This window comes from Glycomyces sp. YM15 (genome assembly GCF_016918015.1).
In the GTDB taxonomy this organism is placed as follows: Bacteria; Actinomycetota; Actinomycetes; order Mycobacteriales; family Micromonosporaceae; genus Glycomyces.
Window position 1 is genome coordinate 112552 of sequence record NZ_JAERMK010000001.1, and the last position, 20784, is coordinate 133335.

Consider the following 20784-nt stretch of genomic DNA (forward strand, 5'->3'; position numbering starts at 1 on the left):
GAGGTGGAATTCACCGCTGCGGGAATGCAAAACAAACGTAGGCGGAATTGAGCGCTAGTGGATATTCACTGCGCTCAATTCCGCCTATTGCACTTACGCGATGAGCGCCTGTGCGTTCGATTCGACCGGCGCCGGAAGCGCCGTCTGGCCCCCGAGGAAACGATGCGCCGCGGCGGCCGCGGCGCGGCCCTCGGCGATCGCCCACACGATGAGCGAGGCGCCGCGATGGGCGTCGCCCGCGACGAACACGCCGGGCGCGTCCGTCTGCCAGTCCTCGCCGCAGTCGATCACGTTGCGCCGGGAGCGCTCGATCCCGAACTGCCGCAGCAGCGGCTGGTCCTCGGTGCCCGCGAAGCCGATCGCCAGCAGGACGAGGTCCGCCGGGACGATCTGTTCGGTGCCCTCGACCGGGATGATGTCGCGGCGGCCCTGGGACTTGTCGACCCGGACCTCGCTGAAGCGCATCTGGCGCACGTGCCCGTGCTCGTCGCCGATGAACTCGGCGGCCGCGGACGCGTAGTTGCGCTCCCCGCCCTCCTCGTGCGCCGGGTAGTTGCGCACGATGACCGGCCAGGTCGGCCACGGGTCCTTGCCCGCGTCGCGCGTCTCCGGCGGCGTCGGGTACAGGTCGAGCTGGCGCACCGAGGCCGCGCCCTGCCGGTGGGCCACGCCCAGGCAGTCCGCGCCGGTGTCGCCGCCGCCGATGATGACGACGTGCTTGCCCTTGGCGTCGATCGGCGCGAACGGGGCCTTGCCCGCGACCACCTGGTTGGCGCCCACGAGGTGCTCCATCGCCTGGTGGATGCCCGCGAGCTCGCGGCCCGGCTGCTCCGTCTCGCGCCCTTCGAGCGCGCCCACGGCCAGGATCACCGCGTCATGGCGTTCGCGCAGGTCGGCAGCGGTGATGTCGACGCCCACATTGGTGTCGCAGGCGAATTCGACGCCCTCCGCTTCCATCTGCTCGATGCGCCGGTCGATCTGGTGCTTCTCCAGCTTGAAGTCCGGGATGCCGTAGCGCAGCAGGCCGCCGGGGGCGTCGTCGCGCTCGTAGACCGTGACCGCGTGGCCCGCGCGGGCCAGCTGCTGGGCCGCCGCCAGGCCCGCCGGGCCCGAGCCGACCACCGCGACGGACTTGCCGCTGGAGTGCTCGGCCGGCTGCGGCCGGACGTTCGCGTCGTCGAACGCGCGGTCGATGATCTCGACCTCGATGTTCTTGATGGTCACCGGGTCGTCCCCGATGCCCAGCACGCACGCCGCCTCGCACGGGGCCGGGCAGAGCCGCCCGGTGAACTCCGGGAAGTTGTTCGTCGCGTGCAGCTGCTCGATCGCCGCGCCCCACCGGCCCGTGCGGGCCAGGTCGTTCCACTCGGGAATCCGGTTCCCCAGCGGGCAGCCGTTGTGGCAGAACGGGATACCGCAGTCCATGCAGCGCGAGGCCTGCGCCGTGACGAGGTCCTTGGAGGTGCGGGTGTAGACCTCGCGGTTGTCGAGGATGCGCACCGGCACGGGGCGCTTCTTCGGCACCGCGCGGCCGTGCTCGAGGAATCCGCTCGGATCAGGCATTGGCGGCCTCCTTCTCGGTCAGGACGAGCGTGCGGGTCGTGATCGTGTCAATGGCTTGACGGGCGAGGACGGCCTTGTACTCGCGGGGGATGACCTTCGTGAAGCCGCTCGCGGCCCGCGGCCACTCGGCCAGCAGGTCGGCCGCGACCGCCGAGCCGGTGGCCCGGCCGTGGCGCAGCAGCAGCGAGTGGACCAGGTCGATGTCGGAGGCCGACAGCGGGTCCAGGTCCGCCAGCGCGGTGTTGGTGCGGGACTCGTCGAGGCGCCACACGTAGGCGACGCCGCCGGACATGCCCGCGGCGAAGTTGCGTCCGGTCGAGCCGAGGACGACGACGGTGCCGCCGGTCATGTACTCGCAGCCGTGGTCGCCCACGCCTTCGACGACGGCGACCGCGCCGGAGTTGCGGACGGCGAAGCGCTCGCCGACCTTGCCGCGGATGAAGACCTCGCCGGAGGTCGCTCCGTACAGGAGCGTGTTGCCGGCGATGACGTTCTCCTCGGCCTTGAACGGGGCTCCGGCGTCGGGGGTGAGCACGAGGCGCCCGCCCGAGAGGCCCTTGCCGACGTAGTCGTTGGCGTCGCCGACGAGCTTGAAGTTCGCGCCCCGGGTGAGGAACGCGCCGAACGACTGCCCGGCGGTGCCGCGGAACGTGAGGTTCACGGCGTCCTCGGTGAGGCCCTCGCGGTGGGCGCGGGAGACCGCTGCCCCGAGGAGGGCGCCGACGGACCGGTCGGTGTTGCGGATCTCGAGTTCGGCGGTGACCTGCTCGCCCTGCTCGATGGCGGGGCGGGCGAGTTCGACGATGCGGGCGCCCAGGGTGGCCTCGACGCCGTGGTCCTGGACGGTGGCCTGCGTGCGCGGGCCCTCGACCGGGGCGGCGATGACGTTGGAGAGGTCCACGCGGGCGGCCTTGCGGCCGGGTCCGGGGACCTGCTTGAGGCGCTCGACCGCGCCGATCGCCTCGTCGAGGGACCGGTAGCCGAGTTCGGCGAGGAGCTCGCGGACCTCTTCGGCGATGTAGCGGAAGAAGTTCTCGACGAACTCCGGTTTGCCGGTGTAGCGCTCGCGCAGGCGCGGGTCCTGGGTGGCGACGCCGACCGGGCAGGTGTCGAGGTGGCAGACGCGCATCATGACGCAGCCGGTGACGACGAGCGGGGCCGTGGCGAAGCCGAAGCCTTCGGCGCCGAGGAGGGCGGCGACGACGACGTCGCGGCCGGTCTTCATCGCGCCGTCCACTTCGAGCTTGACGCGGTCGCGCAGGCCGTTGCGGATGAGGGTCTGCTGGGCCTCGGCGAGCCCGATCTCCCACGGGGTGCCCGCGTGCTTGATCGAGTTGGACGGGGAGGCGCCGGTGCCGCCGTCGTAACCGGAGATGAGGATCGTGTCGGCCTTGGCCTTGGAGACGCCGGCGGCGACGGTGCCGACGCCGGTCTCCGAGACGAGCTTCACGTGGACCTCGGCGTCGCCGCCACCGGCGTGCTTGAGGTCGTGGATGAGCTGGGCGAGGTCCTCGATGGAGTAGATGTCGTGGTGCGGGGGCGGGCTGATGAGGCCCACGCCGGGTGTGGCGTTGCGGGTCTCGGCGATCCACGGGTGGACCTTGTAGCCGGGCAGCTGGCCGCCCTCGCCGGGCTTGGCGCCTTGGGCCATCTTGATCTGGATGGCGTCGGCGGTGGCGAGGTACTCGGAGGTGACGCCGAAGCGGCCGGAGGCGACCTGCTTGATGGCGCTGCGCCGCAGCGGGTCGTAGAGGCGGTCGACGTCTTCGCCGCCCTCGCCGGAGTTGGAGCGGCCGCCGAGGCGGTTCATGGCGATCGCGAGGGTCTCGTGGGACTCCGCGGAGAGCGCGCCATAGGACATCGCGCCGGTGTGGAAGCGCTTGACGATCGATTCGACGGGCTCGACTTCGTCGAGCGGGACCGCTTCGCGGGTGTCGTCGAAGCCGAGCATGCCGCGCAGCAGACCGGAGTCGGCGGCGATGGCGTTGACCTTATCGGTGTAGCGCTTGAACACGTCGTACTGGCCCGAGCGGGTGGCGTGCTGGAGCAGGAACACCGTCTCGGGGTTGAACAGGTGCACTTCGCCTTCGCGGCGCCACTGGAAGTCGCCGCCCGGGGGCAGCGGCTCGCTCGTCTCGATCTTGCGCTCGTAGGCGGCGCGGTGGCGTTCGGCGACCTCTTTGGCGAGGGTCTGCAGGCCGATGCCGCCGATCGAGGAGTCGGTGCCGGTGAAGTACCGGTCGACGAAGTCGGCGTCGAGGCCGACGGCTTCGAAGATCTGCGCGCCGGTGTAGGAGGCGACGGTGGAGATGCCGATCTTCGACATCACCTTGAGCACGCCGGTGCACAGGCCCTTGATGTAGTTCTCGACGGCCTGGGCCGGGTCGAGGTCGATGACGCCCTCGTCGCAGAGCTCTTCGATGGAGTCGAAGGCGAGGTACGGGTTGATGGCGGCGGCGCCGTAGCCGAGGAGGACCGCCGCGTGGTGCACGGTGCGGCAGTCGCCGGTCTCGACCAGGAGCGCGACCTTGGTGCGGGTCTGCTCGCGCACGAGGTGCTGGTGCACGGCGGCGGTGAGCAGGAGCGACGGGATCGGCGCGAGGTCGGCGGTGGAGTCGCGGTCGGAGAGCACGAGGATGCGCACGCCGTCCTCGATGGCCTCGGAGACGTGGCGGCAGATCTCGACCAGGCGGTCCTTGAGGCCCCGCGAGCCGTGGCGGGCCTTGTAGACGCCGGAGACGCGCACGGCTTTGAAGCCGGGCATGTCGCCGTCCTCGTCGATGTGGAGGATCTTCGCGAGCTCCTCGTCGGTGAGGATGGGGCGCGCGAGCTCGATCTGGCGGCACGAGTGCGGGCCGGGCTCGAGCAGGTTGCCCTCGGGGCCGACGGTGGTGCCGAGCGCGGTGACGAGCTTCTCGCGGATGGCGTCGAGCGGCGGGTTGGTGACCTGCGCGAACAGCTGGGTGAAGTAGTCGAACAGGAGCTTGGGCCGCTTGGAGAGGCCGGCGATGGGCGTGTCGGAGCCCATGGAGACGAGCGGTTCCTCGCCCTTGGACGCCATCGGCGCCAGGATGAGTCGGAGTTCTTCGTCGGTGTAGCCGAAGGTGAACTGGCGGCGGCGCACGGACTCGGGGTCGTAGGCGATGTGCTCGCGCTCGGGGAGCTCTTCGAGGCGGATGAGCCCGGCGTGGAGCCAGTCGCCGTAGGGGTGCTCCTTGGCGAGGGCGTCCTTCACCTCTTCGTCGTCGAGGATGCGGCCGGCGCCGGTGTCGACGAGGAACATGCGGCCCGGTTCGAGGCGGCCCTTCTGGGCGACCTTGGAGGGCTCGATGTCGACGACGCCGGACTCGGAGGCGAGCACGACGAGGTCGTCGGTGGTGCGCCACCAGCGGGCGGGGCGCAGGCCGTTGCGGTCGAGGACCGCGCCGATCTGGACGCCGTCGGTGAAGCAGACCGCGGCGGGACCGTCCCAGGGCTCCATGATGGAGGCGTGGTAGCGGTAGAAGTCGCGGCGCTTGGGGTCCATGGTCGCGTTGTGCTCCCAGGCCTCCGGCATCATCATGAGCATCGCGTGGGGCAGGCTGCGCCCGCCCAGGTGCAGAAGCTCGACGACCTCGTCGAAGTTCAGTGAGTCCGAGCCGCCCGGGGTGTTGATCGGGAAGAGGCGGCGCAGGCGGCCGGGCAGGGCCTCGGTGGCGAGCTCGGCCTGGCGGGCGGTCATCCAGTTGCGGTTGCCGCGAATGGTGTTGATCTCGCCGTTGTGCGCGACCATCCGGAACGGGTGGGCGAGCGGCCAGGACGGGAACGTGTTGGTGGAGAACCGCGAGTGGACGAGGGCGATGGCGCTCGTGAGGCGCGGGTCGGCCAGCTCGGGGTAGAACTGCGGCACCTGCGCGGGCGTGAGCATGCCCTTGTACACGATCGTGCGGGCCGAGAGGCCCACGATCGCGGCGCCGTCGAGGTGACGTTCGCGCAGTTCGCGCTCGGCCTGCTTGCGCACGGCGTAGGCGAGCCGGTCGAGCTCGAGTCCGGCGGCGAGGCCGTCCTCGGCGGCGAGGAAGACCTGGGAGACGCGCGGCTTGGAGGCCAGGGCGGCGGCGCCGAGACCGGAGGCGTCGGTGGGCACGTCGCGCCAGCCGAGGACGGTACAGCCCTCCGCGACGGCGTACTTCTCGACGATCGCGCGGGCGCGCGCGGTCGCGTCGTCGTCTTCGGGAGTGAAGACCAGACCGGCGGCGTAGTGCCCGGCTTCGGGCAGGCTGAATTCGACCGCGTCGCGGTAGTAGGCGTCGGGGATCTGCAGCATGATGCCCGCGCCGTCGCCCGAATCAGGGTCGGGGGCGGTGGCGCCGCGGTGCTCCATGCGCACGAGCGCGGAGAGTCCGTGCTCGATGACGCTATGGGCCGCCCTGCCTTGCATGTCCGCGACGAACGCGACACCGCAGGCGTCGTGTTCCCAAGCGGGGCGGTAAAGACCGGGCTCTGAGTTCAGGGCAGAACGCAACCGTGGCCTCCTTCGTCGTCGAGGGCTCCAGCAGCAGGTGGGGGCGCGGAGCACTACGGTGTTTCATACGGGACGACGTCGGCCCGAGAGAATGCAAAGTGTCAGACGAGTGTAATGCATCGCTCATCTGATGGACACCATCGTCCTACGATCCGAGCAGGTGGAGCGGTTTTTCTCACGTGTGCGACGGAAACCGCGCAATCGCTTCGTAATGACCGCGTAACGCATCGGCACCTGTGGGACAGTCGGCGCGAACCGGTGGCGCCCGGTGGTTAGAGTGAACCCACATTTCGCACGGTGCCCACCCCCCGTGCACGGACACCCCTCCACAGTACGTTCGCAAGGAGCAATGCACCAATGAGCTATCCCCCGCCCCCTGGCTACGGACAGCAGCCGCAGCAGCAGCCGGGTTACCCGCCGCAGCAGGGCGGGTACGCCCCCCAGCCGCCGCAGCAGCCCTACGGCCAGCCGCCCCAGCCCGGTTACGGCGCGCCGCAGCAGCCCACTTACGGCGCCCCCCAGCAGCCCGGTTACGGCGCTCCCCAGCAGCCCGGCTATCCGCCCCAGCAGCCGGGCAACCCGTACGGCCCGCCCCCGATCCCGCCGGGCGGCGGCGGTGGCGGCGGCGGTTTCGGGAACTTCGCCAAGGAGACCGGCAAGGGCATCCTCTGGCGCGTCCTCGCCGCGGTCGCCGTCCTCCTCATCGGCGGCATCGTCGTCGTCGTCCGGATGCTCGCCAACGACGAGAGCGCCGGAGAGGCGCTCGACCACCTCAACGACGACAAGCTCAAGCCCAGCGCCGCCGAAGGCGACTGCATGATCCAGGACTGGGACTCCAGCGACTCCTCGCTCGACGACCCGACCGATAGCCTCATCGTGGACTGCTCGGACCCGACCGCGTTCTGGACCATCACCGCGGTCGACGACTCGATCGAGACCGAGACCGACGCCCTCGGCGACGTCCCGGACTTCACCGAGTTCACCACGATGTGCGGCGATGAGATCCTCGCCCGCACCCCCGGTCAGCTGTGGAAGGACTTCTACTACATCTACACGATCGGCGACTACTACATCGACTACGCCTTCTGCCTGGAGGCGATCGACAAGGCCGACGCCAACGGGCAGACGCCGCGCACCCCGGACGTCGGCCAGTGCTTCAACGACGCCGACGACTGGTACACCGTCGACTGCGGCGCGGCCGACGCGTACTACGAGGTCACCGACGTCCTGCTGGTCGACCCGCCCGCGGTCATGACCGAGGACGAGATCTACAACCGCACCTCCGAGTGCAGTGGTGGCGACTCGTACACCTGGCTGAACCAGAAGTCGACCGACACGATCGACATCGACACCAGCGACAACCCGGTCACCGCGATCTACTGCTACACCTCCCTGTAGCCGCGAGACCGAGCATTGAGGGCCGCCCCGTCCGGGGCGGCCCTTTTTCGGTGCCGCGGCACCGATTTGTCGCACGCATACAGCGTGAACAGTGGTGATTCGAACGCTTGCGGAGACACGAGGGACGAACGCGTCGCGCCGGAGCAATATGATGGAGCCCAAGCGCATCCACAACGCCCAAGAGCCCGGCCACGCGACGGAGAACCCCATGACCTATCCCCCGCCGAACCCCTACGACCCCAACCAGTCGCCTGGATACGGCCAGCCCTCGCCCGCACCCCAGCACTACACGACCGACGCCGACCCGTACTCCCGCCCCGACCCGTACAGCCCCGGCGCCGGCTACCAGACCGCCCCGAGCCACCCGAACAGCGCCCCGCCCGGGCAGCCCTACTCCCCCGGGCCCGCGTACGCGCAGACCGGCGGTTACCAGCCCCCGGTCGGACCGCCCGGCGGCGCCTTCCAGCCCGGTCAGGCCGCGCCCCCGCCGCCCCGCGGGAACTCGAACACGCCGCTCCTCATCACGCTCGTGGTCATCGCGGTCGCCGTCATCGCCGGCGGGATCATGGTCGGCATCAGCATGAGCGGCGGGGACGACCCCGACCCGGAGAAGACCACCGCCGCCGCGGAGACCTCCGAGGCCGCCGAGGAGACCAGCGAGGCCGCGCCGACCGACGAGGAAGAGACGACGGCCGAGGGCGAATCGGTCTACCGCGTTCCCGCCGAAGGCGAATGCATCGAGAACAACCAGGCGGGCTTCTATGTCGTCGACTGCGGCGCCGACACCGCCTACTGGGAGGTCCTCAAGGTCGTGCAGGCTCCCGAGGACCCCGAGCCGACCGACCCGGCCCACTCGGTCGCGGCCGCCGACGCCTGCGCGGGCACCGGCAACACCAACTACTACTACACCGACACCGCGATCGCGGCCGGCCGCGACTGGGACCCCGACATCGACTCGATCACCGCGATCTACTGCGTGAAGGAAGTCTAGAAACGGCCGCGGGAGGCGCTGCGCCGCTTTCGTACTCGACGGGCGCGCACCTCCGCGGGCTACGATCGGACCATGTCCGTCACCGCGACCGAACTCCACCGGTTCGAGGCCTCCAGGCCCCGCCTGGAGGCCATCGCCTACCGCCTCCTCGGCTCGGCGGGCGAGGCCGAGGACGCCGTCCAGGAGGTCTTCCTGCGCTGGCAGGCGACCGACCGGGACCGCATCGAGGTGCCCGAGGCGTGGCTGACGAAGGTGCTCACCAACCTGTGCCTCAACCAGCTCACCTCCGCCCGGGCACGACGCGAGACCTATGTGGGCGAATGGCTTCCGGAGCCGCTGCTCGCCGGCGACCCGATGCTCGGGCCGGCGGACACCGCCGAGCAGCGCGAGTCCGTGTCGTTCGCGGTGCTCACCCTGATGGAGCGGCTGACCCCTGTGGAGCGCGCCGTGTACGTGCTGCGCGAGGCGTTCGACTACCCGCACCGCGAGATCGCCGAGTTCCTCGACCTCACTGAGGCGTCGAGCCAGCAGATCCTCCACCGCGCCAAGAAGCACCTCGCGGACGGCAAGGCCCGCAAGGAGATCGACGAGGCCGACGCTCGGCGCATCGTCGAGGAGTTCCTGGCGGCCGCCACCGGCGGCTCGGTCGCCCCGCTGGTGCAGCTGCTCACCGAGAACGCCGTCTCGATCGGCGACGGCGGTGGGAAGGTCCCCGCCCGCGCGAAGGCGTTCGAGGGCGCGGCCGCGGTCGCGAAGTTCCTGTGGGGCCTGTTCCGGCCCGCCGAGTCAAAGCGCACCCTCCTCGGCGGTTCGCCGCAGCTCTACGCGTGGACCGCCAACGGGGAGCCCGCGGCGGTCGCGGTCCTCGACGGCCGCGTCGTCGGCATCATGTGCCTGGAGGTCGGCGAGGACGGCATCATCGCGCTCCGCAACCAGGTCAACCCCGACAAACTCGAACGTGCGACGGCCCTGTGGGCGACGCTCGACCACGGGCGACCCCTCGTCGACCAGGCGTTTTAAGAGGAACCTCGTTATGTGACGTGCTTCATAGTTCATTCCTGTCAGCAATCGCGGGCCTGCCCGGTTCAGGTGGCGAACACACGCAGACAGGAGCAAGACCATGCAGCACCGCATCATCGTCCTCGGCGCCGGATACACCGGCGCGATCGCCGCCGGCCGCCTCGCGAAGCGGCTGCATCCCGAGGAGGTCCGCATCACCCTCGTCAACGCCGAACCGGACTTCGTCGAGCGCGTCCGGATGCACCAGGTCGCCGCCGGACAGGAGCTCAAGCACCGGCCCTTCACCGAGGTGCTCGCGGGCACCGGCGTCGAGTTCAGGCTCGCGAAGGTCTCCGCCGTCGACGCCGACGCCAAGACCGTCGCGCTCATCGACGCCGCCGGCGCCGAGCGGCTCGAGTACGACACGCTCGTGTACGCCCTCGGCAGCCGCTGGAACGACCACGGCGCCCCTGGAGTCGCCGAACACGCCTACGAGATCGCCGGCCGTCCCGGCGCCCTGAGGCTGCGGGACCGCCTGGCCCGCCTGGACGCCGGCCAGACGGTCACCGTCGTCGGCGGCGGCCTCACCGGCATCGAGGCCGCGACCGAGTTCGCCGAGGCACGCCCCGACCTGAAGGTCGCGCTGGTCGCCCGCGGCGGCCTCGGCGACTGGGTGTCGCCCAAGGCGCAGGAGCACCTGCGGAAGGTCTTCCGCAAGCTCGGGATCACCGTCCACGAGCACACCGAGGTCGCCGAGGTCCGCGCCGACGCGGTCGTCACCGGGAGCGGCGAGGCGCTTCCGACCACCGTCACCGTGTGGACCACCGGTTTCGCGGTCCACCCGATCGCGGCCGACACGACCATGGAGACCACTGCGACGGGCCAGATCGTGGTCGACCGCGACATGGCCTCGGTCTCCCACCCGGACGTGTACGCCGTCGGCGACGCCGGATACGCGATCGGGGACGCCGGGAAGCCGCTGCGCATGTCCTGCGCCTCGGGCACCCCGATGGCCTGGCAGGCCGCCGACGCGATCGCGGCCCGCCTCACCGGCGGCAAGGCCGGACGCGCGCCGCTCGCCTACGCGCAGCAGTGCATCAGCCTGGGCCGCAAGGAGGGCCTGATCCAATTCGTGACGCCCGACGACCAGGCCAGGAACAAGTCCCTCCGCGGGCGCACCGCCGCGCTCTACAAGGAGCTGATCTGCAAGGGCGCCGCCTGGAGCATCAGCCACCCGACCCTCGGCATCCCGGTGCGCCGCAGGCACCTCGCCGAGGCCGAAACCGCGAACGATTCGACCGTCAAGGCTCTCGCTTAGGGCCCCAACGACTTCACCTCTACCGCGTTGACACGGTGGAGGTGAAGTCCGTCTCTAACGAGAAGATGACAAAGGTTACGCATTTTGTCCCCACAGGAGTGATTCGTAGCCTCGACGCGGTGACCCCAAATGTCCACGACACGCCGCTGAAGCTCTGCCGAAGAAAGCCGGAGTTCGCCGTCGAACTCGCGAGCGAGATCCTCGGCCTCCCGATGCCCGCCTATCGAGAAGTCCTCCCGTACTCGGAGTCGATGACCGATGCCGAGGTCCGAGATCTGAACGCCGACAACGTCGTGGTTTGATCCTGGAGGCCCTGATGCGGCAAGAGACCTACCCGTACCAGAGCAAGCTCCTCGCCGACCGCGAAGCCCGGGGCAAGGCCGAAGGCAAGGCTGAAGGCAAGGCTGAGGCTTTGTTGGAGCTCATCGAGGTGCGCGGACTCCCGATCACCGAGAACCAACGCCGCCAGATCGAGTCGTGCGAGGACCCTGCTCGTCTGACTGTCTGGGTGAAGCGTGTGCTTCAGGCACCGTCCGTCGCGGACATCATCGGCTGAGCGCCGAAGCCAGGCGGGCGCCCCGGGTGGGGCGCCCGCCTTCGTCCTACTCGGTGACGATGTGCGGGTGGAGGTCTTCGGCCGGGGGGTTCCAGGCGTCGACGTCGATGGTGGTCTGGTCGCCGGAGCGGATGTCCTTGATCTGGGTGCCCTCCTCGTTCACGAACAGCACGAACGGGATGCCGCGCTTGTCGGCGAACTTGATCTGCTTGCCGAACTTCGCGGCCGAAGGCGAGACCTGGGTCGGAATGCCGCGCGCGCGCAGCCGCTGAGCGAGGGCGTTGGCGGCGGGCCGCTCGTCCTCGTTGGCGAGGGCGACGAGCACGCAGGTGGGGACCTCGCGGGTCGCGTCGAGCGCGCCGGACTGGAGCAGCGGCACCAGGAGGCGAGAAACGCCGATCGACAGTCCGACACCGGGGTACGTGTGCTTGCCGTCGGAGGCGAGCTTGTCGTAGCGGCCGCCGGAGCACACCGAGCCGAGGTGCTCCTGGCCTTCGATGAAGACCTCGTAGACGGTACCGGTGTAGTAGTCGAGGCCGCGCGCGATCTTCATGTCCGCCACGATGAAGCCGGGGGCTTCCGCGGCGGCCGCGGCCACGACGGCGGCGAGTTCGTTCAGGCCTTCGTCGAGGAGCGGGTCGCTGACGCCCAGCGCGCGGATCTCCTCCACGAACGAGGTGTCCTCGGCGCTGATCGAGGCGAGCCTGAGGCAGGCCTCGGCCTGCTCGGGGGTCGCGTCCACCGTGTCGATGAGGAGCTTCGCGACCGCGTCGTGCCCGATCTTGTCGAGCTTGTCGATGATCCGCAGCGCCTCTTCGGTGTCGCGGATGCCGAGGCCCTGGTAGAAGCCTTGGGAGAGCTTGCGGTTGTTGACGTGCATGCGCAGCTTCGGGAGCGGCAGGCCGCGCAGGGCGTCCGCCACGACCAGGGCGACCTCGACCTCGTAGTGCGCGGGCAGCTCGCCCAGGTCGACGATGTCGATGTCGGCCTGCCAGAACTCGCGGTAGCGCCCGCTCTGGGGGCGCTCACCGCGCCAGACCTGCTGGATCTGGTAGCGGCGGAACGGGAAGTTGAGCTTGCCGGCGTTCTCCAGAACGTAGCGCGCGAACGGCACGGTCAGGTCGAAGTGCAGGCCGAGCGCGTCGTCGCCGGTGGTCTCGCTGTCGTCGGCCTGGAGACGGCGCAGCACGTAGACCTCTTTGGAGGTCTCGCCCTTGCGCAGCAGCTGGTCCATCGGTTCCACGGCGCGGGTCTGGAGGTTCGCGAAGCCGTGGAGTTCGAAGGCGCGGCGGAGATGGTCGACGACCTGCTGCTCGACGATCCGCTGCCGGGGCAGCAGTTCGGGGAACCCCGAGAGCGGCTGGGGTCGTGACATGGCGGTCTCCTAGCGTTGTTCGATGAAAGGCGTGCTGCGCGGCGGGGCGCGGCTAATGGGCGCGCTGCGCCGCGCGCTTGAGGTACGGGTTACGGGCGCGTTCGGCCGCGATGGTGGTGCCGGGGCCGTGCCCGGGGAGGACGATCGTCGCGTCGTCGAGCGGGAGGACCTTGTCGCGCAGGGTGTCCTGCATGGCCGCGTCGCTGCCGCCGGGCAGGTCGGTGCGGCCGATCGCGCCGCGGAAGAGGACGTCGCCGGTGAGCGTGTACCGGCCCTCGTCGTCGGCGGTGTGGAACATGGCCGAGCCGGCGGTGTGGCCGGGCGCGTGGTCGACGGTGAAGCGCATCCCGGCGAGGTCGATGATCCCGCCGTCGGCGAGCGCCTGCACGTCGTCGGGCTCGGTCCAGTCGAGGCCGGTGCCCACGAGGGACATCATGTTGGCGCTGAAGCCCTGGGCGGGGTCTTCGAGGAGGTGGCGGTCCGCGGTGTGGATGTAGGCGGGGATGTCGCTCGCGCCGCACACCGGGGTCACTGAGAAGGTGTGGTCCAGGTGCCCGTGGGTGAGGACCACGGCGACGGGTTTGAGGCCCTTCTCGGCGAGGAGGTCCTCCAGGCGGGGCGCGATGCCGATGCCGGGGTCGACGACCACGCACTCGGATCCGGGACCGGCCGACAGCACATAGCAGTTCGTGCCGAACGCATCCGCCACCAGCGTCTCGATGAGCAACCGCTCCCCCTCCCTTCGCCGGGTCAGGATACACCGGGCATCCTGCGGTGACGCGTCTGACTTGTCCCGGCTAAACTGCGGAACTCGTAACCCCTGAAACGGGCGGTGTGCGCACTTACGGTTCGCAGGCATCGCCGAGACCGGTCATACGTAGGAGGCCAGGTGCCCGCCAAGTCCAAGCACATGGAGCAGCGCAAGCAGCGCATCGCGAACGCGAAGAAGAACGCGCGCCTCGCGGCCAAGCTGCGCCGCCGCCGGCAGCTGCAGGCGCTGGGCGGACTCCTCGCGATCGCCGCGGTGCTGACCCTCGCCTACCTGTGGCAGTCGGGGTTCTTCGAGGATGAGGAGCCCGCGGCCGAGGAGACACCCACCTCCGAGGTCATCGAGACGGCTCCGCTCGACCCGAGCGCCACGGTCGACCCCACCGCGAGCGCGGAACCCACTGAAGCCCCTTCCGAGTCCCCCTCCGAAACGACCGAGTAAGTCCCCCTGAACGCGCGACGAAGGAGATCGACGGTGGCGTCGAAACAAGCCCAGCGCCAGGCCGCCCGGCAGCAGCTGCAGGAGCGGATGGCCGCCAAGGCCCAGCAGGAGCAGCACAAGCGCAAGACCGGCTGGATCGTCGGCGCCGTCGGCGGTGCGGTCGTGCTCGTGGCCGCCGCGATCGTCGTGAGCGTGAACCTGTCGAAGTCCGACGGTGACGACGCCGGAGCGGTCGACGGTGACATCACCGCGCTCGTCGAGGAGGCCGAGGCCGCCTCGACCCGCTGCGACGGGGTCGAGCCGAGCGGCGAGGGCGCGGTGGGGACCGCCACGGAGGGCGTCACGGACGGCCAGCCCGCCCAGGACGTCTACCTCGAATGCGTGCAGATGAGCACGCCCGACGCCTCCGCCACCGAGGACTGCATGTACACCTCGGCCGACGGCACCTCCCCGACCCCGGCGGCGACCGAGCCCGCCGCGGGCACGCAGGAGATGACGATCGTGACCAACCTGGGCACGATCACCGCGGACATCGACACCGCGGGCGCTCCGTGCACCGCCGGTTCGTTCACGCACCTCGCCCAGGAGGGCTACTTCGACGCCCAGCAGTGCCACCGCCTGGTCATCGATGGCATCTGGGTGCTCCAGTGCGGCGACCCGGACGCGCGCGCCGCGATCGAGGCCGGCACTCCCGAGATGGCGGGCGCGGGCTCCCCGGGCTACTCGTACGGCGAGGAGAACCTGCCGGTCGAGGCCGCGGGCAACTACCCCGCCGGGACCATCGCGATGGCGAACGCCGGGCCGGGCACGACGGGCAGTCAGTTCTTCATCGTGTACAAGGACACGCAGCTTCCCGCCGACTACACGATCCTGGGCCAGGTGACCGCCGGACTCGATATCGTCGAGCAGGTGGCGGCGGCCGGAGCGATGCAGGTGTCCCCCGCGGGCATGTAGCACGTCGGCCCGTCCCGCCCCCGGGGGCGTCGGTGGCGGATCACACCACCCCGCCGCGGCTGTACAACGGTATGGCTCGCAGGCGTCGCCAAGTAGGATGGAGCTTGAGGCTTTGTTGATCATTTGCGAGGCTGTCGATCCATGCTGATACCGAGGAGGCCCGCGTGGTGACCGAGCGAGCCGCGTCCGGCAAGTCGCCTGACGCCGCGCCGACCTCGGGCGGCCCCATCGGGCCCCCGACCGGCCGGCGGATGCGGGCGCGCCTGGCGCGCTTCAACGCGCCCTGGCAGTCCTCGCAGCTCCCCGAGGTTCTCGAGCCGCTGGTGGCCGCCCACCGGGCCGCGCACCCGCGCGCCGACGTGCGGCTGCTCCAGCAGGCGTACACGAGGGCGGAGGAGCTGCACAACGGGCAGTTCCGCAAGTCGGGCGACCCGTACATCACGCACCCGCTCGCGGTCGCCTCGATCCTGGCCGAGCTGGGCATGGACACGAACACGCTCGTGGCCGCGCTCCTGCACGACACGGTCGAGGACACCGACTACAAGCTCGAGGAGCTCTCGGAGGAGTTCGGCGGCGAGGTCGCCCTGCTCGTCGACGGCGTCACCAAGCTCGACAAGGTGAAGCTCGGCGACGCGGCGAAGGCCGAGACGATCCGCAAGATGGTCGTGGCGATGGCCAAGGACCCGCGGGTGCTCGTGATCAAGCTCGCCGACCGTCTGCACAACATGCGGACCCTGACGTTCCTGCCGCCCGAGAAGCAGGAGCAGAAGGCCCGCGAGACGTTGGAGATCCTCGCCCCGCTCGCCCACCGCCTGGGCATGAACACCATCAAGTGGGAGCTGGAGGACCTCTCCTTCGCGACCCTGTACAAGAAGCGGTACTCGGAGATCGCGCGCCTGGTCTCGGAGCACTCCCCGCAGCGGGAGATGCTGCTGCAGCAGGTCATCACGCAGGTCAAGGACCACCTGAAGAACTCGCGCATCAAGGCCGAGGTCTCCGGGCGGCCGAAGCACCTGTACTCGATCTACCAGAAGATGATCGTGCGGGGCCGCGACTTCAACGACATCTACGACCTGGTGGGCCTGCGCATCCATGTCGAGAGCGAACGGGACTGCTACGCGGCCCTCGGTGTGATCCACGCGAACTGGCAGCCGGTGCCGGGCCGCTTCAAGGACTACATCGCGATGCCGAAGTTCAACATGTACCAGTCGCTGCACACCACGGTGATCGGTCCCAACGGCAAGCCGGTGGAGATCCAGATCCGCACGTGGGCGATGCACCGCACCGCCGAGTACGGCATCGCCGCGCACTGGAAGTACAAGGAGACCAAGAACTCCACCGTGGCCGGTCCCCCGGCGCACATCGACGACATGGCGTGGCTGCGCCAGCTGCTCGACTGGCAGCGCGAGGCCGCCGACCCGTCGGAGTTCCTCGACGCGCTCCGGTTCGACCTGGCCTCCTCCGAGGCGTACGTGTTCACGCCGAAGGGCGACGTGGTGGCCCTCCCCGCGGGCTCGACCCCGGTGGACTTCGCGTACGCGGTGCACACCGAGGTCGGCAACCGCTGCATCGGAGCGCAGGTCAACGGCAAGATCGTGCCGCTGGAGTCGACGTTGTCGAACGGCGACGTGGTCGAGGTGTTCACCTCGAACTCGCAGGACGCCTCCCCCAGCGAGGACTGGCTGGGCTTCGTCAAGAGCCCGCGCGCCCGCACCAAGATCAAGCAGCACTTCAAGCGCGAGCGCCGCGAAGAGGCGATCGAGGTCGGCAAGGACGAGCTGACGCGGGCCATGCGCAAGCGGCGGCTCCCGCTGCAGCGCATGCTCACCCACGACAACCTGACGTCGCTCGCGAAGGACCTCAACCTCAAGGACGTCGAGGCGCTGTACGCGGCTCTGGGCGAGCACCACGTCTCGCCCACGCAGGTCGTGCAGCGGCTCCTGGACGTCCAGGGCGGGGCCGAGGGCGCCGCCGAGGACATGGCCGAGGCCACCGCGCCCACCCAGCCGGCCCGGATCGTGCCCGAGGCGCACGGCGACATCCATGCCGCCGTCACCGTGTCGGGCATGGAGGAGGGCGAGATGCCGGTGCGCCTCGCCCACTGCTGCAACCCGATCCCGGGCGACGCGATCATCGGCTTCGCCACGCGCTACCACGTGATCTCGGTGCACCGCAGGGATTGCGAGAACGCCGAGGAGCGCATCGAGCTCCAGCCCGACCGAGTGCTCGAGGTCCACTGGTCCCATGAGGACGACCAGGCGACGTTCGTCGCGTCCGTGCAGGTCGAGGCCCTCGACCGGCACCGGCTGCTGGCCGACGTCACGCAGGTGCTCTCGGGCGAGCGGGTCTCTATCCTCTCGGCGACCGTGACCACCACGCGCGACCGGGTCGCTCTGTCCCGCTTCACGTTCGAGATGGCCAACCCGGAGCACCTCGACCACATCATCAAGGTGATCCGCAAGGTCGACGGCGTGTACGACGCGTACCGGCTCACGGGCGCCGAACGCTCCTAGCGGGTGTCGGGCGGCCGCGGGTAGGTTTGGCCGACACCTACCCGCCCAACGGAAAGCGTTGACATGACGGAGCTCTCCGCCTTCACCGGTGACGACCTCGACCTGATCCTCGACACGCCCGGCGTGGTCATGAAGGGCGCGATCGTCGCCGACGGCCACAAGAACGCCCTCGTGTTCCTCCAGGAGGTGACCGCCGGCGCCAAGGAGTTCCGGGCCGCGCAACGGCACGAGAACGCCTTCGTGAAGGCCGTCGCGACCCGCCTGCGCGAACGGGGCACCGACGCCGCCGAGGAGGACCGCGAACTGCCCTTCGATGACGTGGCGATGACCCAGGCGCTCAAGCAGGCCGAGGCCGCCACGATCCTCCTGCGGGAGCGCGCCGACGCCGCGGACGCCGACGCGTACGCCGCGTGGCTCCTCCAGATCGCGACGGTCATCGCCGAATCCGTGAAGACCAAGGAGGGCGGCCTCTTCAGCAAGAAGGTGGCGATCTCCGAAGGAGAACGGGTCTTCCTCGACCTTCTCGAGCAGGCGCTCAGCCGCTAGACGCGGCTGGCCGCGGGCTCGTCCCAGTCGATCGTGTGGGCGTACTGCCAGGCCGTCCTCTCGGGGGTCGTGAAACGCTCCATGAAGAACGGCATCAGCGCGTCCCTGAAGCGGGCGGCGACCGGACCGGCGGCCTTCGACCGGTTCGTGCGCGCCGCCGCGGCGATGACGCGCTCGACGCGGTCGCGGCGCGCCTGCTCATAGGCCTTGAACGCCTGCGCCACGGGAAGATCGCGCAGGCACCGGGCGAGTTCCACCGCCGATTCGGCCGCGAGGCTCGCGCCCTGGCCCGAGGACGGCGAAGTGGCGTGCGCGGCGTCGCCGATGAGCGCGAGGCGGCCCTTGGACCAGACGGGCACGTGCGGGAGGTCCTCGAGTGGCGACGGCGGGATGAACGACTCGGGCGTCACGTGGTCGAGGATGCCGAGCGCCGCGCTCTCGTCATTCGCGAACAGCTTGCGCATCAACGCGATCCACTCGTCATAGGTGGTGCCCTGCAGTTGCTCCCGGGTGAAGTGCTTGAACGGGAGGTTCGCGAACCAGCCGGTGCGCTCGCCGTCCGAGACGTGCCCGAAGAAGGCCTTGCGGCCGAAGACCATGTGGAACACTCCGCCGGTCTCGCCGGCCCCGAGCGCGTCGTCACTGAAGCCGCCGAAGCCGATCAGGCCCGTGTAGCGCGGCGTCGGCGCAGCCGGGTCGATGAGGCCGCGCACGGTGGAGCGGATGCCGTCGCAGCCGATGAGCACGTCCGCCTCGGCGGTGGTGTGGTCGTCGAACTGGGCGATGACGCTGCGGCCGGTGTCGACGGCGTCCACGAAGCGCCTGCCGTACACGATCGGGATCCCGGACGCCGCCGCGTGCGCTTGGAGCAGCTCGGTCAGGCGGCCGCGCGGGAGGGTCGTGTTGGCCGGCAGGTCGGCCGAGGATTCGACCGTGCCGAGGACCTTGCCGGAGCCGGAGTGGATCATCATGCGCGGGGTCGCGATGCCCGCGCCGGCGAGGACCTGGTCCGCGCCGACCACCCGCAGGGCGTTCAGGCCGTTCGATGCCAGCGTCAGCGGCCCGCCGCTGGAGCCGGTACCGGTCCGGTAGGCCTCGAAGACCGTGGCCTCGACACCGGCCTTCTGGAGGGCCAGCGCGGCCACGGGGCCCGCCACGCCGCCGCCGATGACGATCGCGGTTCGGGCGCGCTCGTTGGTTCGCAAGTCGTTCATGGCGCGAACGTACGGCGCAACCGGCCCCTCTCGCGTCATCCTCCGGTAGCGTTCGGGATTCGACCGGGGATGTACGGGAAAACCGGCCCGAAGCCGTTGCGGCCGCCCATATAGTGAACGCGACTCACGCAGGGAGGGGTTTTCATCGTGGGAATGCAGGACAAGTTCAACGAGGCCAAGGGCAAGCTGTCGGACAACGCGGACGACATGAAGGACAAGGCCGAGGAACTGTACAACAAGGCCAAAGAGTCGCCGGTAGGCGATAAGATGGACGAATACGCCGACAAGGCGAAGGAGATGGCGCAGGACGCCATCGGCAAGATGAAGGGCGACAAGCGCGCCTAGCAGTACGGCGGCCTCACGCCGCAGGTTCACGAGGAGCCACCAGCGCGAAACGGCGGGCGGACCCACCAGGTCCGCCCGCCGTTTCGTGTCTTTCAGCGGCTCAGCCGCCGCGCCTCAGCGGCGCTTGCGCTTCTTCGCTCCACCGGAACGCGCGCCGCCCGAGCCGCTGGCGGCCTTCTCGGGCTCCTCCAGCAGCTCCAGCGGGAGCTCGTCGCTCTTGGCGAGCACGAGGCGGTCGTCGTCCTCGTCCTGGGCCTCGGCGGGCTTGCGGGCGGGCTTCTCGTCCTCGCCCTCCGAGCCGATCCCGGCCCGCTTGTTGGCGATCTTCTGGTTGTGGCGCTTGTAGACCGCGCTGCGCTCGGCCATGTCGACCACCCACGGCGAGGCCAGGCAGATCGACGAGTACGTGCCGACGATCATGCCGACGAACAGCACCAGCGCGATGTCCCTGAGCGTGCCGACCCCGAGGAGGCCGACGCCGACGAACAGCAGCGCCGCCACCGGCAGCACGCCGATGATGGTGGTGTTGATCGAGCGCATGAGCGTCTGGTTGATCGCGTCGTTGACGCCTTCGGCGAAGGTCTTGCTGCGGGTCTGCAGCAGTTGCGCAGTGTTCTCCTGGACCTTGTCGAAGACCACGACCGTGTCGTACAGCGAGTAGCCCAGGATGGTGAGCATGCCGACGATGGTCGAGGGCGTGACCTCGAACCCGACGAGCGCGTAGATCCCGGCGGTGAGCACGAGGTCGTGCAGGAGCGCCGCGATCGCCGCCGCGGCCATGCGCCGCTCGAACCTGATCCAGATGAAGATCGAGACCAGGACCATGAAGACCACGAGGGCGACGAGGGCCTGCCTGGACACCGAGGCGCCCCAGGTCGCCGAGACCTCGGAGACCGAGATCGAGTCGGTCCCGATCCCGGCCGACTCGGCGACGGCGGCGCGCACGGTCTGCTGCTCGTCCGCGTCGAGCTCGCCGACGCGGACGACGAAGGAGCGGCCGTCGCCGGAGCCGGCGATCTGGCCGGAGCCGACCTCGGCACCGGCCTCCTCGGCGGCGTCCTCGACGTCCTGGAGGCTCACCGAGGTGTCGGCGGCGGGCACGGTGTACTGGACGCCGCCCGCGAAGTCGATGCCCAGGACGAAGCCCTTGACGAGCATGACGACGACGAGCGCGCCGAGGACCACGGCTGAGGCGATGTAGAACTTCTTGCGGTTGGGGACGAACTGGAGTTCCGTCTCGCCGCGGTAGAGCTGGCTGAGGATGCCAGGGCGCTTCTCGGTCTGCTTGGTGCTCATGT

The 20784-nt window shown here is 69.9% G+C and carries 17 protein-coding genes; 11 read left to right on the forward strand and 6 right to left on the reverse strand.

Going from position 1 to position 20784, the window contains the following annotated elements:
• Positions 1–93: 93 nt before the first annotated feature.
• Both JHY01_RS00505 and gltB read right to left on the reverse strand, forming a co-directional pair.
• Positions 94–1563 (reverse strand): glutamate synthase subunit beta, encoded by a 1470-nt coding sequence (locus JHY01_RS00505; protein ID WP_205323635.1) that lies wholly within the window; start codon positions 1561–1563, stop codon positions 94–96.
• A complete protein-coding gene (gene gltB, locus JHY01_RS00510) occupies positions 1556–6067 on the reverse strand; it encodes a glutamate synthase large subunit (RefSeq protein ID WP_205323636.1) in 4512 nt (1503 codons plus the stop codon). The genes JHY01_RS00505 and gltB overlap by 8 nt, the downstream gene beginning before the upstream one ends.
• 357 nt (positions 6068–6424) lie before the next feature.
• Between gltB and JHY01_RS00515 the strand changes: the two genes are divergently transcribed.
• From JHY01_RS00515 to JHY01_RS00540, 6 genes are all read left to right on the forward strand, one after another.
• On the forward strand, positions 6425–7465 hold the full coding sequence (locus JHY01_RS00515) for a hypothetical protein (RefSeq protein WP_205323637.1): 1041 nt from the start codon (positions 6425–6427) through the stop codon (positions 7463–7465).
• 208 nt (positions 7466–7673) lie between these two features.
• Positions 7674–8456 carry a resistance to Congo red protein gene (locus JHY01_RS00520; RefSeq protein WP_205323638.1) on the forward strand — a complete coding sequence of 261 codons (783 nt, stop codon included), beginning with the start codon at positions 7674–7676 and terminating at the stop codon, positions 8454–8456.
• A 72-nt stretch (positions 8457–8528) separates the two neighbouring features.
• The gene (gene sigJ, locus JHY01_RS00525) at positions 8529–9476 is read left to right on the forward strand and encodes an RNA polymerase sigma factor SigJ (RefSeq protein WP_205323639.1); all 948 of its coding nucleotides are present in this window, start codon (positions 8529–8531) and stop codon (positions 9474–9476) included.
• Positions 9477–9576: 100 nt separating this feature from the next.
• Positions 9577–10773 carry an NAD(P)/FAD-dependent oxidoreductase gene (locus tag JHY01_RS00530; RefSeq protein ID WP_205323640.1) on the forward strand — a complete coding sequence of 399 codons (1197 nt, stop codon included), beginning with the start codon at positions 9577–9579 and terminating at the stop codon, positions 10771–10773.
• Between the two features lie 119 nt (positions 10774–10892).
• Positions 10893–11075, forward strand: coding sequence for a hypothetical protein (locus JHY01_RS00535; protein WP_205323641.1), 183 nt, complete (start codon positions 10893–10895; stop codon positions 11073–11075).
• Between the two features lie 14 nt (positions 11076–11089).
• The gene (locus JHY01_RS00540) at positions 11090–11329 is read left to right on the forward strand and encodes a hypothetical protein (RefSeq protein ID WP_205323642.1); all 240 of its coding nucleotides are present in this window, start codon (positions 11090–11092) and stop codon (positions 11327–11329) included.
• Positions 11330–11375: 46 nt separating this feature from the next.
• Here the strand turns inward: JHY01_RS00540 and hisS are convergent, their stop codons facing one another.
• Entirely contained in the window at positions 11376–12704 is a 1329-nt protein-coding gene (hisS, locus tag JHY01_RS00545; protein ID WP_205323643.1) for a histidine--tRNA ligase, read from the reverse strand.
• A 52-nt stretch (positions 12705–12756) separates the two neighbouring features.
• Positions 12757–13431 (reverse strand): MBL fold metallo-hydrolase, encoded by a 675-nt coding sequence (locus tag JHY01_RS00550; protein WP_240192212.1) that lies wholly within the window; start codon positions 13429–13431, stop codon positions 12757–12759.
• 162 nt (positions 13432–13593) lie between these two features.
• Here JHY01_RS00550 and JHY01_RS00555 point away from each other — a divergent pair, with 162 nt between their 5' ends.
• The 4 genes from JHY01_RS00555 to JHY01_RS00570 all read left to right on the forward strand — a co-directional run bounded on the left by JHY01_RS00555 (position 13594) and on the right by JHY01_RS00570 (position 17927).
• On the forward strand, positions 13594–13914 hold the full coding sequence (locus tag JHY01_RS00555) for a hypothetical protein (protein WP_205323645.1): 321 nt from the start codon (positions 13594–13596) through the stop codon (positions 13912–13914).
• A gap of 33 nt (positions 13915–13947) precedes the next feature.
• The gene (locus JHY01_RS27555; RefSeq protein ID WP_307814101.1) at positions 13948–14868 is read left to right on the forward strand and encodes a peptidylprolyl isomerase; all 921 of its coding nucleotides are present in this window, start codon (positions 13948–13950) and stop codon (positions 14866–14868) included.
• Between the two features lie 164 nt (positions 14869–15032).
• Positions 15033–17381 (forward strand): bifunctional (p)ppGpp synthetase/guanosine-3',5'-bis(diphosphate) 3'-pyrophosphohydrolase, encoded by a 2349-nt coding sequence (locus JHY01_RS00565; RefSeq protein ID WP_307814102.1) that lies wholly within the window; start codon positions 15033–15035, stop codon positions 17379–17381.
• Positions 17382–17444: 63 nt separating this feature from the next.
• Positions 17445–17927, forward strand: a complete 483-nt coding sequence (locus tag JHY01_RS00570; protein WP_205323646.1) for a hypothetical protein — start codon at positions 17445–17447, stop codon at positions 17925–17927.
• On the opposite strand, the gene JHY01_RS00575 is transcribed toward JHY01_RS00570, so the two are convergent.
• Positions 17924–19141: an NAD(P)/FAD-dependent oxidoreductase gene (locus JHY01_RS00575; RefSeq protein WP_205323647.1), complete on the reverse strand. Its 1218-nt coding sequence runs from the start codon at positions 19139–19141 to the stop codon at positions 17924–17926. The genes JHY01_RS00570 and JHY01_RS00575 overlap by 4 nt on opposite strands.
• 153 nt (positions 19142–19294) lie before the next feature.
• Here JHY01_RS00575 and JHY01_RS00580 point away from each other — a divergent pair, with 153 nt between their 5' ends.
• Positions 19295–19486 carry a YtxH domain-containing protein gene (locus JHY01_RS00580; RefSeq protein ID WP_205323648.1) on the forward strand — a complete coding sequence of 64 codons (192 nt, stop codon included), beginning with the start codon at positions 19295–19297 and terminating at the stop codon, positions 19484–19486.
• Positions 19487–19600: 114 nt separating this feature from the next.
• On the opposite strand, the gene secF is transcribed toward JHY01_RS00580, so the two are convergent.
• On the reverse strand, positions 19601–20782 hold the full coding sequence (gene secF, locus JHY01_RS00585; RefSeq protein WP_205323649.1) for a protein translocase subunit SecF: 1182 nt from the start codon (positions 20780–20782) through the stop codon (positions 19601–19603).
• Positions 20783–20784: the final 2 nt, after the last annotated feature.